Source organism: Acinetobacter towneri, from assembly GCF_001758345.1.
GTDB lineage: Bacteria > Pseudomonadota > Gammaproteobacteria > Pseudomonadales > Moraxellaceae > Acinetobacter > Acinetobacter towneri_A.
This window is the reverse complement of sequence record NZ_MKQS01000011.1, coordinates 26,790-42,071: the sequence shown is the minus strand read 5'-3', so window position 1 is coordinate 42,071 and position 15,282 is coordinate 26,790. Positions and strand designations below refer to the sequence as shown.

14 protein-coding genes are annotated in these 15,282 nt (G+C 43.7%); 1 reads left to right on the top strand and 13 read right to left on the bottom strand.

Going from position 1 to position 15,282, the window contains the following annotated elements:
* Positions 1 to 22: 22 nt before the first annotated feature.
* Both BJN41_RS07210 and BJN41_RS07205 read right to left on the bottom strand, forming a co-directional pair.
* The gene (locus BJN41_RS07210) at positions 23 to 1,747 is read right to left on the bottom strand and encodes a bifunctional protein-serine/threonine kinase/phosphatase (protein WP_070154246.1); all 1,725 of its coding nucleotides are present in this window, start codon (positions 1,745 to 1,747) and stop codon (positions 23 to 25) included.
* 51 nt (positions 1,748 to 1,798) lie between these two features.
* Complete coding sequence (locus tag BJN41_RS07205) at positions 1,799 to 2,608, bottom strand: formate/nitrite transporter family protein (protein WP_008303564.1); 810 nt, start codon at positions 2,606 to 2,608, stop codon at positions 1,799 to 1,801.
* Between the two features lie 280 nt (positions 2,609 to 2,888).
* Here BJN41_RS07205 and cynS point away from each other — a divergent pair, with 280 nt between their 5' ends.
* Positions 2,889 to 3,338 carry a cyanase gene (gene cynS, locus BJN41_RS07200; RefSeq protein ID WP_026438093.1) on the top strand — a complete coding sequence of 150 codons (450 nt, stop codon included), beginning with the start codon at positions 2,889 to 2,891 and terminating at the stop codon, positions 3,336 to 3,338.
* A 302-nt stretch (positions 3,339 to 3,640) separates the two neighbouring features.
* Here the strand turns inward: cynS and BJN41_RS07195 are convergent, their stop codons facing one another.
* The 11 genes from BJN41_RS07195 to BJN41_RS07145 all read right to left on the bottom strand — a co-directional run bounded on the left by BJN41_RS07195 (position 3,641) and on the right by BJN41_RS07145 (position 15,167).
* Complete coding sequence (locus tag BJN41_RS07195; RefSeq protein ID WP_005170866.1) at positions 3,641 to 4,990, bottom strand: MFS transporter; 1,350 nt, start codon at positions 4,988 to 4,990, stop codon at positions 3,641 to 3,643.
* 330 nt (positions 4,991 to 5,320) lie between these two features.
* Positions 5,321 to 5,962: an ATP-binding cassette domain-containing protein gene (locus BJN41_RS07190; RefSeq protein ID WP_070154241.1), complete on the bottom strand. Its 642-nt coding sequence runs from the start codon at positions 5,960 to 5,962 to the stop codon at positions 5,321 to 5,323.
* A gap of 1 nt (position 5,963) precedes the next feature.
* Entirely contained in the window at positions 5,964 to 6,647 is a 684-nt protein-coding gene (gene modB, locus BJN41_RS07185; RefSeq protein ID WP_026438092.1) for a molybdate ABC transporter permease subunit, read from the bottom strand.
* Between the two features lie 6 nt (positions 6,648 to 6,653).
* On the bottom strand, positions 6,654 to 7,418 hold the full coding sequence (modA, locus tag BJN41_RS07180; RefSeq protein WP_070154239.1) for a molybdate ABC transporter substrate-binding protein: 765 nt from the start codon (positions 7,416 to 7,418) through the stop codon (positions 6,654 to 6,656).
* A gap of 47 nt (positions 7,419 to 7,465) precedes the next feature.
* Entirely contained in the window at positions 7,466 to 8,707 is a 1,242-nt protein-coding gene (locus BJN41_RS07175; protein WP_070154237.1) for a molybdopterin molybdotransferase MoeA, read from the bottom strand.
* Positions 8,704 to 9,627 carry a bifunctional molybdenum cofactor biosynthesis protein MoaC/MoaB gene (moaCB, locus tag BJN41_RS07170; RefSeq protein ID WP_004646996.1) on the bottom strand — a complete coding sequence of 308 codons (924 nt, stop codon included), beginning with the start codon at positions 9,625 to 9,627 and terminating at the stop codon, positions 8,704 to 8,706. The genes BJN41_RS07175 and moaCB overlap by 4 nt, the downstream gene beginning before the upstream one ends.
* A gap of 70 nt (positions 9,628 to 9,697) precedes the next feature.
* The gene (locus BJN41_RS07165) at positions 9,698 to 10,240 is read right to left on the bottom strand and encodes a molybdenum cofactor biosynthesis protein MoaE (protein WP_070154235.1); all 543 of its coding nucleotides are present in this window, start codon (positions 10,238 to 10,240) and stop codon (positions 9,698 to 9,700) included.
* A 1-nt stretch (position 10,241) separates the two neighbouring features.
* Positions 10,242 to 10,508, bottom strand: a complete 267-nt coding sequence (locus tag BJN41_RS07160; protein ID WP_070154234.1) for a MoaD/ThiS family protein — start codon at positions 10,506 to 10,508, stop codon at positions 10,242 to 10,244.
* Between the two features lie 2 nt (positions 10,509 to 10,510).
* On the bottom strand, positions 10,511 to 11,536 hold the full coding sequence (gene moaA / locus BJN41_RS07155) for a GTP 3',8-cyclase MoaA (protein WP_070154233.1): 1,026 nt from the start codon (positions 11,534 to 11,536) through the stop codon (positions 10,511 to 10,513).
* Positions 11,537 to 11,766: 230 nt separating this feature from the next.
* The gene (locus BJN41_RS07150) at positions 11,767 to 12,393 is read right to left on the bottom strand and encodes a molybdenum cofactor guanylyltransferase (protein WP_070154228.1); all 627 of its coding nucleotides are present in this window, start codon (positions 12,391 to 12,393) and stop codon (positions 11,767 to 11,769) included.
* Positions 12,390 to 15,167, bottom strand: a complete 2,778-nt coding sequence (locus tag BJN41_RS07145; protein ID WP_070154226.1) for a nitrate reductase — start codon at positions 15,165 to 15,167, stop codon at positions 12,390 to 12,392. The genes BJN41_RS07150 and BJN41_RS07145 overlap by 4 nt, the downstream gene beginning before the upstream one ends.
* Positions 15,168 to 15,282: the final 115 nt, after the last annotated feature.

The following is a 15,282-nucleotide window of genomic DNA, read 5'->3' as shown; positions in this document are numbered from 1 at the left end:
AGCATGGTTTGATTCTCTCTTTTCAAATAAATGGCCATGCAATACTCAGTAAAAATAATAGCCCTAATACGGTGCAACTAATTTGCCAAAAACGCAAAGGATCTCGTTCAATGATTGCTGGTGGTTTAGAGTTTAATAATTCTTTGGAAGGATGCATTAGATTATGAATGAGTTCAGATAAGGCCTCAAAACGATGTGTCGGTTCAATGCTCAGCGCTTGGCCTAAAATTTTATCTAACCATATAGGTAAATCAGGCCGATATTTCCTGATGGAATAGTATTGAACTTTTTTAAGCTGCTTTAAACTGTTACAGCGAGCTAAATCTGTCCCATAAGGTAATTGTTTGGTCAGTAAATAATAGGCCATTACCGCCAAAGAAAATTGGTCTGAATGTACAGATGGCGAATGATCAATAAAATACTCCGGTGCCATAAATGCTAAGGTTCCGAGTGGTCGATTCGCATTTTTAGGATTAATTTCGACCAGGCCTCTTACTGCTGTTGAACCATAATCAATCAGTTTAATTTTCATGGCACTTTCTGTATTTAAAACAATGATGTTTTTTGGCCGTATATCCTGATGCAGCATCTCCAGCCGGTGCATTGCATTTAAAGCCAAAGCTGTTTGTTGCAAAATTGGTAAAATCTCATCGAGATTTAAAGGCTTTTCCTGGCGATGCAGCCATTGAGCCAAAGTTTCACCCTGTAAATATTCATAACATTGGAATAAATATTTTTTCTCAGTGTTATGTGGATAACACTGCATCAGGTTGTCATGCTTCAGACGTTTTGATACCCAATCTTCGAGTTGAAATTGCTCTACGGCATACTTATCTTGCTGTAAATCTACCCCCAAAGTTTTTATAACTAAAGGCTGCTGCTGAGTATCGTGTGCCAAATACAGGCAACTGCGATGATTTTGGTGCAAAATCTGATCAATCACATAGCCTTCAAAAACTTCACCTTTACTGAGCTGTTGTGGAAATACATAATCCTGCTGAATATGAAACTGATTCAGTTCAGGCAACTGTTCTACACGGATCACCTGGAAACTTAAGTTATCATCACTGCCCTGTTCTAAAGCTTTTTCAACTAATCCTTTGGCAAGTTGATTTAAATCTGCATCTATTAAAGTTAAATCTAATAATTGTTGATCTGTGACAAATTCATAGACCCCATCGGTCATTAGTAAAAAAATATCTTTTTCTTTGAGTTCAATATTTCGATAATCAATTTCAATACGATAATCCGCACCTAAGGCTCGACTAAGATAATGCTCTTTGGAAGACAACCAGACACGATGATCATGGGTTAGTAATTCAATTTCATGATCGCGAATGCGGTAAATACGACTATCACCAACATGAAAAACATGGGCTTGTTGCTGTTTTAAAATCAGTGCAGATAAGGTACAGACATACCCTCGGTCTTTATCAAAACGTCCTTGACTTTGTTGAGTCTGTGCATAAAGCCATGAATTGGTCGCGCGGATCACTCGTTCTGCTGAAGTCTGTGTACTCCAGGCATCTGAAGTAGAATAATAGTCAGATAAAAAACTGCTGACTGCAGTTTCTGCTGCAATATGGCTGACATTGCTGCTACCGATTCCATCCGCTATAACACATGCAATACCTTTCTGTTTCAGCACATGTCCTTCGGGCAGATATACTCCATGGAAATCCTGGTTCTGTTGTTTAACTCCGGCAGTAGAATATTGCCCAATACTGACTTTTAATGTTTTTTTCATGCTGAAAGCTCAAAAAGGGATCTATATGATCCCTTTATAAAATGATGAATGTTAAAATTCTTTTTTAACACCAGTACGGACATGGGTGGTATAAAGTGCCAGACCTGTTAATGCCAAACCGCCCACCAGATTACCTAAAGCAACCGGCAGTTCATTCCATAGGAAGTAGTCAGCAATCGAGAAGTCACCGCCCATCATCATGGCAAATGGGAACAGGAACATGTTCACGACAGAGTGCTCAAAGCCCATGGCAAAGAACAGCATAATTGGCATCCACATGGCAATAAATTTGCCACTCACCGTAGTAGACATCATCGCGCCAATGACACCTAATGACACCATCCAGTTACACAGCATGCCACGGATAAAAATAGTCATCCAGCCGGCGAATCCGTATTCGGCATAACCTAATGTCCGCTCCTCGCCAATATGCGCAATTTTTACGCCGACAGGGTTTGGATCCGCTGCAAAACCCATGGTATAAACCGCTGCCATGAGCACCGCAACGACTAAACAGCCTGTAAAGTTCCCTACAAACACCAAGCCCCAGTTTTTTAGAATACGTCCCCATGTCACCCCTGGGCGTTTATCTAGCCATGCCAGCGGCGTAAGTACAAACACCCCAGTTAATAGGTCATAGCCCAATAAATACAACATACAAAAACCAACTGGAAACAGGAGCGCACCAATCAATGGTGATCCTGTTTGCACGGCTATGGTAATGGCAAATACCGCTGCCAAGGCCAGAATGGCCCCTGCCATAAAGGCACGAATCAATACATCACGGGTTGCCATATGCAATTTGGATTCACCCGCATCTACTACTTTTTTTGCAAACTCCGCAGGAGCAAGATATGCCATGTTGTCGTCCTCTTTTTCAATATACGGACCTGTTTTTCGAAAAAAAGACGCCTAAGATCATTGAAGACCTTAGGCGCCGTTGCCTTGAATATTAGAACAGGTAATGGTGAATGGCGTCGTTGCCATGTATATCGAAATATAAGCAAAAGCTATGCCACAAATAATTAACAATCACTTAAATATTCATTTTCTATTTAGCATGAACTCTAGAATGCTGTTGGCATGATATCTGCATTATGCGTTCTGCATACATTCATTTGAGAATAATTTGGAGAGGATTATGATTACCCATCGTCAACAAGTAACTGACATGATCATTTCAGCGAAAGTTTTAAAGTCAATTAAGTGGTCAGATGTTGCCAAAGAGATTGGTCTTTCTAAAGAATGGGTAACCGCTGCATGTTTAGGTCAGATGGCGTTTAATAAAGAGCAAGCAGAAAAGATTGGTCAGATTTTTGGCTTAAGTGATGAAGCCGTTGCATGGCTACAGATCGTGCCATATAAAGGTTCCCTGCCAACTAGCGTGCCGACAGATCCGCTGATTTATCGCTGGTATGAGGTTGTCAGCGTCTATGGCATGACTATTAAAGAACTGATCCATGAAGAATTTGGTGATGGAATTATGAGTGCAATTGATTTCAATATGGATATTCAACGTGAGAGTAATCCAAACGGAGATCGGGTGAATGTCGTATTATCCGGAAAGTTTTTACCTTATAAAACTTATTAATCCTCCACCATAAGCATAAAAGCCATTATTAAAATGGCTTTTATTTTATCTACACTTATTAAATTCATTTATTTTTTTAAAAATCATTATTAAAATATATATAATTTTTTCATCTCAAATTAAACATATAAACTATAAATGATTTTACTTTTATTCGATAAATTCAACCATTCTGTACTTTTTAAATAATATTTTCCTATCCTGAATATATAGCTCATCATTTTATTATTGCGTTAGCAAAAACAACAAAAAGGATATTGCTATCCTTTTTGTCAATTCATTTTATATCAGGGCGTGTTGTGTTATTGCTGTACTTCCGCCAGATGACGTTCAGTCACGGCCTGTTCATATAAACGCTGTTCTTTTTCTTTATGCTCGACAGAGAAACGGATCATCAACACACAACTTGCAGCAATCACCACCAAGCCACCCAGTACCATCAAAGTGGTTTGAATATCCAGCATGCCTTTTAACAGGAAACCCGCAGCCACCGCGCCGACATTGCCACCTGCTCCAATAATACCGGCCACACCGCCCAAGGCATCACGGTCGATAAAAGGCACCAGTGCATAGGTAGCGCCACATGCCATATGGGTAAACAAGGCAAAGATGGTCATAGCCATAATAGCCAAGGTCGCGCTGTTCATTTGCGAAAACAGAATAAGAAACAGACCTTCCAGCATGATCAAGGCAAACAGGACTTTGGTTCGACCATCCAGACCTTTTTGAATCGCAACTTTGTCTGAAACAATGCCACCCAAGGCACGGGCAAACAATGCCAGTAAACCAAAAATCCCGGCAGCCATGCCTGCTTCTTTTAGGCCAAACTGGAAGTTGTCGACAAAGTACAAAGCAATAATGTTATGGATGAAAATTTCAATACCAAAACAGGCTGCATAAGCGCCAAACAAAATCCACACACGGTAGTTACGTGCGGCATGCATTAAGATGGCAAGGCCGCCTTTTTTATCGCTACCAACAGAAATACCTTCAGCACGGAGTTCTTTAAAATTGCCTTGTGGACAGTCTTGGGTGAATTTCCAGTACAGTACACCGACAATGATCATCAGAATACCCGGAACCAGAAGTGCAATTCTCCATCCCATTGCCTGTTCTACACCGAACATCACCAAAGCAGCCAGCATTAAAGGCATCAGGGCTTGAGTCGCACCGCCACCGGCATTCCCCCAACCTGCTGTAGTTGCATTTGCCGTTCCCACCACATTTGGCGCAAACATGATACTGGTATGATATTGAGTAATCACGAAGCTGGCACCGATGGCGCCAATCAATAAACGGAAAAACAAGAAAGATTCATAACTGTTGGCCGACGCCACACCAAACACCGGAATACTGCCAATAATCAGTAAGGCGGTATAGGTTTTACGCGGACCGTATTTATCACACAACGGCCCCACGATCAGACGCACCAGAATTGTAATGGCGACTGCGGCAATATTGATATTGGCGATCTGCTCTTTGGTCAGGCTGAATTCACCGGCAATCACTGGCATTAACGGTGCACAGGCAAACCACGCAAAGAAACAGACAAAAAAAGCGAGCCAACTCATATGGAAGGCCCGCATCGCTGAACTACTGAAGTTAAATAGACTTATTTTTGTTGCTTTATTGAGACTTGTATTTGAAGACATAGCCATTTCCTTACCAGAACTGAACGTATTTAAGTCACTGTGATGCACCAGGCATGTCAGTAACGATCAGAACGGACGTCATTGGCCGTCATACAAATGTAGAGTCTTCTTTGACTTTAATCAGGTATATGCACAGGTCATGCCAGATTATTTTTAAAATAGAATAAGATATTGTTTTATATAAACTAATTTATATTCAGGATTTTAACTTAGATGTTTCTTTTTTAAAAATAGAGAGAAAGATAGATATCTTCTGAGGCATTGTTAGAAAAACAGCGAGAGGATGACCTGCTCGGAGTCATTGCTGGTTTAAATCGGTGCAGGGCTGGATCAAATAATTTTTCCCTTTTCAAAATGCAGCACCTGCGCCTGTAAATACGCCACTTCATCTACATGATGGGTCACATAAATCATGGGTAAATCTGTTTGATGAATCACAATTTTCAGAAAGGGTAAAATCTGGTTTTTCAGCTTTTGATCCAGCCCATTTAAAGGTTCATCCAAAAGTAATAGATCGGGAGAAGATAAAAGTGCACGACCGATAGAAACGCGCTGTGCCTGTCCACCAGAAAGCTGATGCGCCCGATGCCGAAGCAGTGGCTTTAATTCAAGTAGCTCAACGATATCTTCGAAAAGAAATTTTTGCTGACCTTTATTTTTTATGTTTAGCTGTTCTGCATATTTTAAATTCTGCATGACATTCAGATGCGGAAACAGTAGGGCTTGCTGAAAAATCAGGGCAATTTTTCTCTGATGAACAGGAATATTCAGTTTCTGCTGATGATCAAATAATATTTTTTGCTGAAAATGAATAAAGCCTTGTGATGGTTTTAATAGCCCTGCAATGTTTTTTAAAAAAGTGCTTTTTCCACTTCCCGAGGCTCCCACAATACCAATCAATTGTGTCTGCATATCCAGATTGGCCTGTAGCTGGAAATTTGCGTAATTAAACTGAAAATCACACTTCAGCATCTTAAGCCTCCAATTTACGTTGATACTTCTGCATGATCCAGTAATTTGCAATCAAGGCTGAAAAAGCCAGAATCAGAGATAAAATGACCAGACGCATGGCCATGCTTTCTCCATCAGGCTGTTGTAACAGGCTATAAATGGCGATGGGAATGGTACGGGTTTCTTCTGGAATATTGCCAACGAAGGTAATCGTGGCACCAAATTCTCCCAGACTGCGGCTGAAACATAAAATGCTGCCGATTAAAATTCCAGGCAAAGCCAGAGGCAGGCTAATGCTACAGAATACTCGCCATGGTGTGGCGCCCAAAGATCCTGCCACCTGTTCTAACTGCCGGTTGATCATTTGAAAAGACAAGCGAATTGGTTGAACCATTAAAGGAAATGCCACAATCATTGCTGCCAGTACCGCACCTTTCCAGTTAAATATCAGCTGAATTCCCCATTTATGTAGATATTGCCCCAGCATACCCTGATGACCAAATAGCAGGAGCAGAAGATAGCCCAATACTACCGGCGGTAGCACCATAGGCATCTGCAATATTGCCTCTACGAGAAATTTGGCCCTGAATTCATAACGCGCCAGTAACCATGCTACGGCGATAGCAAATGGCAGACACACCGCTGTGGCAAAGCCCGCTACTTTGGCTGAAAGCATCAAGGCACTCAGTTCTTCTGGTGTAAGCATGAGCAGTTAGCCTACCTTAAGCTTAAAACCATATTTCTGGAAAATCTGCCTGGCCCTTGGACTCGTCTGGATAAATTTAGAAAATTGGACTGCTGCCTGATTTTTCTGGCCCTGCTGGGTTAAAGCAATCGGATACACAATCGGACGATGTGTTCTGGCTGGAAACACCCCCGAAATTTTAACTTTTTTACTCATCAAGGCATCAGTTCTATACACAATACCGACCTGACATTCGCCACGTTCTACAAATGCGAGAGTTGAACGGACGCTATCCGTACCGACAATTCTGCCTCGAAGCTGATTCAACCAGCCCAGCCCGGTTAAGCTTTGTTTGGCATATTTTCCAGCAGGCACCGATTCCATTTGTCCGGTACATAAATAACCCTGAAAGGCTTTAGCAAAATTAAAGTCAGCTGACATTTTATAATGATTTTTTTGCTGAATAGAACTAATCAATACGAGTTCATTCAAAAGCATAGGTCGAATCTGACCGATCTGAATTTTTTGTTTCTTGATCAGATCATTCATCCAGTCCAGGTCTGCAGAGAAAAATAGATCACTGCTCGCTCCCGCCGCAATTTGTTTCGCCAATACCGAAGACGCAGCAAAAACCGGAACGATTTGGATATCCCGATGCTGTTGCTCATACAGCTTGGAAATATCAGTAATCGCATTGGTGAGGCTGGCTGCGGCATAGATTTTAACTGTCTCGGCATGCAGCATGGGGCTAGTCAACAGCATGCCAGTGAGTAGAACTTTGATTAAATCCATCTTTCTTATTCTATGTGGTTCGAATATTAACAATTGATACAGGCATTTCAAATCAGCAAACCCTGTACCACATGCCCAGCCTGGATTTCTGTTCCGGCCGGAATACGTACCAGACAATTGGCCTGCATCAGATTACTCAACATATGCGACTGTTGTTTTGCCAGGCTCTTGAGTTGTAAGTTGCCCTGACCAAATTCGGCAGCCATTCTTAAAAATCGCTCGCGTGCATCCGCTTTCAAATCATGCGTCATTACCGCACTAAGCCATGCAGGTGACTCCTTTTGTCCTTGTAAGGCATTCAGTAAAGTTGCCGTATAGATTTGCATCCCGACATACACGGCAGCCGGATTTCCCGGTAAACCCAGAAGGTAACAGCAATTTTTATCGCCTCGTTGATACTTGGCAAATAACATCGGTTTTCCGGGCTTCTGCTTCACTTTCCAGAAAATCTGCTCAAAACCTTGATCTAGGGCAACCGGGCGAATAAAATCATAATCGCCCACTGACACTCCGCCGGTGGTCAAGATGACATCGTATTGGTTTTTAAGACGATGCATTAATGCTTGCAACTCAGACTCATGATCTGAAACATGCAGAATATCTACGTTTTGACCCTGTGATTGAAACCAGGCCTGAATCAGTGGAGCATTGGCGTCAAAGATTTTTCCGGAATTCAGGTCTTCAATGCTCGAAGCGACTTCATCTCCAGTAATCACAACAGCAATTTTAGGATAACGATAGACTGAAACCTGCTTTACGCCTGCCATGCTCAAAGCTGCAATTGCACCTACATGCAGTTTTTGACCTGCATCTGCCAGACGCTGCCCTTGTGCGATTTCCTCGCCTGCATCACGTATATCCGTATGAGGCTTTAGGTCTGTTGTAATAATGATTTGATTGGCATGGCATTTGACAATTTCCTGACGGGCGACCGTTGTAGTTCCTGCTGGAATCCTGGCACCGGTAAAAATCCGGACCGCCTGACCTGGCCGCAGTTCAATTTCAGTACTTTGCCCTGCCCGAATCTCTCCAATGAGTTCAAAAGTGCTGTGTGCACTAATATTTTCTGGACTGCAGAGCGCATAGCCATCTACAGCACTTTGTGAAAACAGCGGCAATGGAATGGCCGAATCAATCGCTTCTGCCAGATAATGATTCAGAGCCTGAGCAAGCGGCAGGCTTTCAGTTGCCAAGACATTCGTCTGCTCAAGTATCATCTGTAGTGCCTGATCAACAGAAATCAGTCCCGGCTCAGCACCGCAGGCTGAATGCGATATTGCCTGATTCATTGATAGCCCCCCGCATGTGGGATATTTTTTTGCACATCAAACAAGTGCACCAAAGCCGGAAGTACCGCGATCAGAGATTCTTTCGCACCCTGACGACTTCCCGGTAGGGTCATCACCAGACTGTTCTCAATATAGCCAGCCACGCCACGACTTAATGCTGCATAAGGGGTACGTTTTTGCCCAAAACTACGTGAAGCTTCCATTAAACCGGGAATTTCCCTTTGCAGCAAAGGTTGTAGGGTTTCGACGGTCAGGTCTTTAGGACCTAAGCCAGTACCGCCCACAGTTAGAATCAGCGGATACTGATTTTTCTGCTGTTCAATCAGGGTCAAGAGCTGTTCTGGGCTATCGGGAATAACCTGATAACTAATAGAATCAAAATTGGCTTCTTTTAAAATTTCCATTACGTTTTGTCCGGCAGTGTCCGGCTTTTTGCCTGCTGCAACCGTATCGGACAGCACAATAACCGAAGCGGACAGACTCTCTTTAAGTACGCGGGTAAAATGTGATTTTCCGCCTTTTTTCTGCTGCAACCTGCATTGATCCAGCGACAAATCTTCCGGTTCACAATGCGGCTTCAGCATGTCATACAAGGTCAGACCTGCCAGACTGACCGCTGTCAAAGCTTCCATTTCCACACCAGTTGGTCCAATGGTTTCAACGGTAGCAATAATTTCGACATGTGCATCACACAGTTCATATTCCACATCGGCACGATAAATCGGTAATGGATGGCACAATGGAATCAGCTCATCGGTCCGTTTGGCACCTAGAATGCCGGCAATGCGTGCTGTTTTCAGGGCATCACCTTTTTCAGTATTGCCATTACGTAGCAGCTCAATGCAATGTGGCGGTGCATGCAGGATTCCAGTGGCAATTGCTGTACGGTAACTTTCTGCTTTCATCCCTACATTTTTCATGATTCATCCCAGGCTAATTTTTAAAATCTGTTTTAAAGTGATTCATCTTATGCATCCTCATTGGACGCATTTAATTAGATGGTGATTGGCAAGCGTGTTCTGCTACATGGTGATGGTGACAATGCGCTTCTTCTGCATGATGAGAGTGATTAGTTTCAGGTCCATGATCTTTTCGAATACAACAGCCTTCCACATACTGGCTGCTACCATCCAGATAAAACTCTTCTTTCCAGACCGGAACCTCATGCTTCACCCGTTCCACAGCTTCCTCACAGGCAGCGAAGGCCTCACGACGATGGGCCGCATAAGCCATAGCAATAATGGCTGTTTCCCCAACCTCCAGCTCACCAATACGGTGCACTACCCGCACATAAGACACCTGGTATTTGATCTGGATCTGCTGTTCAATTTCACGAATCATTTTTTCAGCCACAGGCGCATAGGCGGTATATTTCAGGGCACGCACAGCTTTCCCCTGATGATGGTTACGTACTGTTCCGACAAAGATGCCGATTCCACCACATTCCGGAAAATKCTGGATACCATCAAAATCCTCCAGACTAAAAGCAGTCTGCTGGATTCGGGCAAATTGTTTTAGTGACTTGAGTTGCATCTCAGCCTCCTGCTACCGGCGATAACAGCACCAGCGTACTGTCACGATTTAAAACATTCTGTCTGGAAATAATGTCTTCACCGATTGCACAGGCGCAGCGTTCCAGCATGGTCTGTATATCAGGATAAATGGATAGCAACTGGTTCAGGACTTCAGAAACCTGAATTTCAGACTCGCATTGCAAACTCAAATCTGCAGGAATTTGTCGTTCAATCGCACCGAAGGCTTCTATTTTGATATGAATTAATTTTTGCTGAGTGAGTGACATATTTATCCTCCAATGCTGTGCATACTGATTTTTCGGATCGGCTTTTGTATTGGTGATTGCTGGATCGCATGGAAGCCGGCTTCTTTATGCCAGATATAAGCGTGAAGCTTGTGCTGGAATGTCTGTGTGGCGAAATGATCCAGCGCCAGTTGTTCGATATCTGCCTTAAGGTTCAGGCCTTGTCTGGCAAATAAACAGTTATAAAATTCGCCTTGGGCATTGAGGCGTAGACGATCACAATCACCGCAAAATGAATGGGTAATGGTGGAAATAATCCCCAAAGGCTGCCCATTGACCAGATAACAGCGTGCCGGATTAGCACCTTGACCTTGAGATACCCGGACATCAAATTCGGTTTTCAGTTGATCCAAAATATCTTGCTCACTGATGACATCAGACGGATTCCATTTCTGATCGCCATCGAGGGGCATAAACTCAATAAAACGCAGTTCTACAGCCTGATGCTGTGCCCATTTCACCAAAGGAATAATCTGATTGTCATTGATGCCTTTGATCAGCACACTATTGATCTTGACGGACAACCCTGCCTGCTGCGCAGCAGAAATTCCTTGAAGTACAGGCTGTAACTGTTTTTGGGTCAGTTGCTGAAACTGCTTTGGATCAAGACTGTCCAGACTGATATTCAGGTCGTCCAGTCCTGCCTGTTTAAGCGCCTGAGCATAATCTTTTAAATAATGGCCATTGCTGGTCATGGAAATACGTTTCAGGCCAAAGGCTTWCAATGTCTGTAAGCGGGCAATAAAATGAACRATGCCTTGACGCATCAACGGTTCGCCACCCGTCACCCGGATCTGCTCAATCCCGTGTCGCACCATAAACTCGCAAAAAGCATACAGGGCTTCAAAACTGAGCAAATCTTTTTTATTCATCCATTCCGGATGTTCAGGCATGCAATAGCTGCATTTGAAATTACAACGGTCAGTCACCGAGATCCGCAACTTACGTTTCTGGCGTCCAAACTGATCCTGAAAGATACTGCGAGGTGCTAAAGCTGTCATGCTGTTCATTGCTGCGGTCCATGATGAGATCTGCACGGTTATTTAACAGTCTTGATTTACTACCCTATTTCTTCACAATGAATGAGCAATAAGTGTTCCAACTTTGCACAAATTTATGTTTAATGAATATTAATGGGTAATATTTGTTCTTTTTTAGTCCAAAAGTTCGCTCGAAAAATAAAAAAAGCAATATTTTGGTGAACCAGAATATGATAATTCGACTTTTAGCATTTTAAACGCTAGAGAAAGTTAAGCTGTTGATGCTGCTGTAGCTCGTCAAATGAATTAATACTGTGAAAAAACAGGGCACGATTTTTAAAACTTGCCCGCTGCATGTGCATGTCAGCAAAACAGAGTTTTAAACTGTGCTGATCATTTTCAAGGTGTTGGATAAGCGTGGGGAAGCTGCTGCGTTTCATCAGGCAGAATGGAAACAATGCYTTTTCATTGATTTCAACTACCGCCACTTCAGATAAAGGATGTCGTTGCAAGGCCTGATGTAAACGTGAAATGACCTTTTTGGGGATATAGGTCACGTCACAAGGCACGAACAGCACATAATCAGATTCCACATGTGACCAGGCACTCTTCATGCCCATCAATGGTCCCTGAAAGCCGGGTTCATCGTCCTGATAAAAATCAATCGAAGGAATCATCCGTTTATAAATAGAGTGATCCCGATGGCTATTGACCCAGACTTTGCTTGCCCGGGACTTCAGTTGCTGATGGATTTTAATCAGCTGGATTTCATCATCAAATTTGTGCAGCAATTTATTGATGCCATTCATGCGCCGCGCTAAACCTCCGGCCAGAATCACCACGTCGGTTTCCGGATAAGACACCGTCTTCATCACTCTTCTTTTCATTCTATGCACTCCGTCTGGCAGGCCTTAATCAGGCCTCTAATTTCTGGCAAACACGAACCGCAATTTCCTCCGGCTTTTAGACATGCAGTCACCTGTTTTTCATGCGTGATATTTTTATCTTTAATGGTTTGAATAATTCGATTCTTGCCGACCTTAAAACAGCTACAGACCAATGCTCCTTCACTATTTCCCATCGACATGGCCTGACCTGCCAGCAATGCTTTACGATGTAATGCACTCAGACGTTCACGTCTAAACAGGCCAGCCACCCAGTCACGATCTGGCAATAATGCCGCCGGTGCGATATAAAAACTGGCAATTAACTGGCCATCCTGAAGCACCACACTATGACTGATATGCGCCGTTTGATCTTCGAGATTCAGCCATTCAAAGCTTTCATCATCAAAGGCTAACAGGCTCTTGATCTGCCCGGTGATGTCAGAAAAACGGCGACGGTCTGCCAATTCATAACGGATGGCCTGAGTGGTTTGAATTTTGCTCCACCACACCGTATTTTCAATCATGGTCTGAATCTGCTGTTCAAAGCCTTCCCGTACATACAACACGCCCTGCCACTGGGTATAAAACGGCTGGATCATCACCGGAGTATGCTTAAATTCTGGCTCGCCAGAAATCGGGTCAACCACCGGATTCACCACTTTTCCAATCCGCGCATCGGACGCAAACTGGTCGTTCCAGTGAATCGGTGCAAAAATCTGGCCACGTCGCATATTTTGTGAAAATTGCACACGGAGTACACAACTTCCCCAAGCGGATTTCACCTCGACCAGCTCGGCATCTTTCAGGCCATACTTCAGCGCATCTTGCGGATGCAGCTCACAATAAGGCTCGGCACGATGCTGGGACAAACTGGCAGATAATCCGGTACGGCTCATGGTGTGCCATTGATCGCGAATGCGTCCGGTATTCAGGATCAGCGGATATTCAGTAGAAATAGCATGTACCGGATCGGCTGCAACTGTTGGCACCAATCTGGCTTTGCCATCTGCATGGCTAAACTGGCCTTGACTAAATAGTTGACCAACCTGATGAACTTCTTGCTTATCCCAGACTGGCCACTGGATCGGTGCCAGATTATGATATTCTGCAAAACTGAGATGAGTTAAACCTTGCAGGTTGAAATAGCGGAAATTTGGCGCATCTGCGCGTTGCGAAAGTGAACCATTCTGATAGGCAGATAAACGGGCATGTTCCAGAAAAATGTCATGGCTATTGTTAAAGTCAAAACCGCGAAAACCTAAAGCTTTAGCCACCCGGGAAATGGCCCACCAGTCTGCTTTGGCTTCACCCGGAGCCGGCAAAAAGGCCTTTTGCCGTGAAATACGGCGCTCCGAATTGGTGACTGTGCCATCTTTTTCGCCCCAACCCAGTGCCGGTAACAGTACATCGGCATATTGCGTGGTATCAGTGTCGAGACAAATATCGGAAACCACCACAAATTCACATTTCTCCAGAGCGCGTTTAACCTGATCTGCATCGGGCAAACTCACGATCGGATTGGTGGCCATAATCCAGATGGCTTTGATTTTCCCGCTTTCCACTGCTTGAAATAAATCTACTGCTTTTAATCCGGGCTGCCGCGCGATAACCGGGCTTTGCCAGAAATCCTGCACCAGTTGCTGATGCTGCGGATTATCCAAATCCAGATGGCTGGCCAGCATATTGGCCAGCCCCCCGACTTCCCGTCCACCCATGGCATTCGGCTGTCCGGTCATGGAAAAAGGTGCTGAACCGGGTTGGCCTATTTTTCCTGTCAATAAATGACAGTTGATAATGCTATTGGCCTTGTCTACCCCTTGAGAGGATTGGTTTACGCCCATGGAAAACAGGCTCATAATTTTATCAGTCTGGGCAAATTTCTGAAAAAATAAGGTTAATTTTTCAATAGTAATCCCGGTTCGTTGAACCACGCTTTCAATCGATGACTCTGTCGAGCTGCTGGCAAGCGCCTGCTCCAGACCTTGAGTATGTTGGGTAACAAAATCCAGATCGGCATGACCATTTTGCTGAAGATACTGCAACAAACCATTAAACAGCGCGACATCCTGACCCGGTAAAATCGGCAAGTGTAAGTCTGCCGCTTCACAGGTTGCAGTAAAGCGCGGGTCAATCACCACCACAAATAAATCCCGCTCTTCTTTGGCTTTCATGATGCGCTGATAAAGTACCGGATGGCACCAGGCGGTATTGGAACCCACCAAGACCACCATTTCTGTCTGCTCAAAATCTGTGTAGCTGGCCGGTACCAAGTCTTCGCCGAAAGCCCGTTTATGTGCCGCCACAGCAGAAGACATACACAGTCTTGAATTGGTATCAATATTGGCAGTACCCAGATAGCCTTTTACAAACTTGTTCACCACATAATAGTCTTCAGTCAAAAGCTGGCCGGAGACATAAAAGGCGATGCTGTCACGTCCATACTGATCAATACATTGCTGAAATTTATTGGCAATACTTGAAATGGCATGATCCCAAGTGCTTATTTGCCGCTGCTCTTTTCGACCTGTCATCGGATGCAGAAGCCGGGTTTTTAAGCCAAGTGTATCGGCAAGATGACTGCCTTTAATACACAACTTGCCTAAGTTCGCAGGATGCTGAACATCGCCTTCAATCTGAACCTTTTCACCCATCGAGGTTTGGCTTACGTGCGCGATGACACCACAGCCTACTCCACAATAAGGACAGGTCGTCTGAGTGGTTTTTATTTGGGATTCAGTAGAGCTATGTAGTTCCATAACCGGAATACTATTCATTGCTGCTGCGCTCCTTAATCATCCAAATTCACTTGTTTCACCAAATCTCTGATATCTAGCTTTTACAGGTTTGATTTAAATTTTTTCTATGTCTCAAAAGTTTTAATCCTCACCA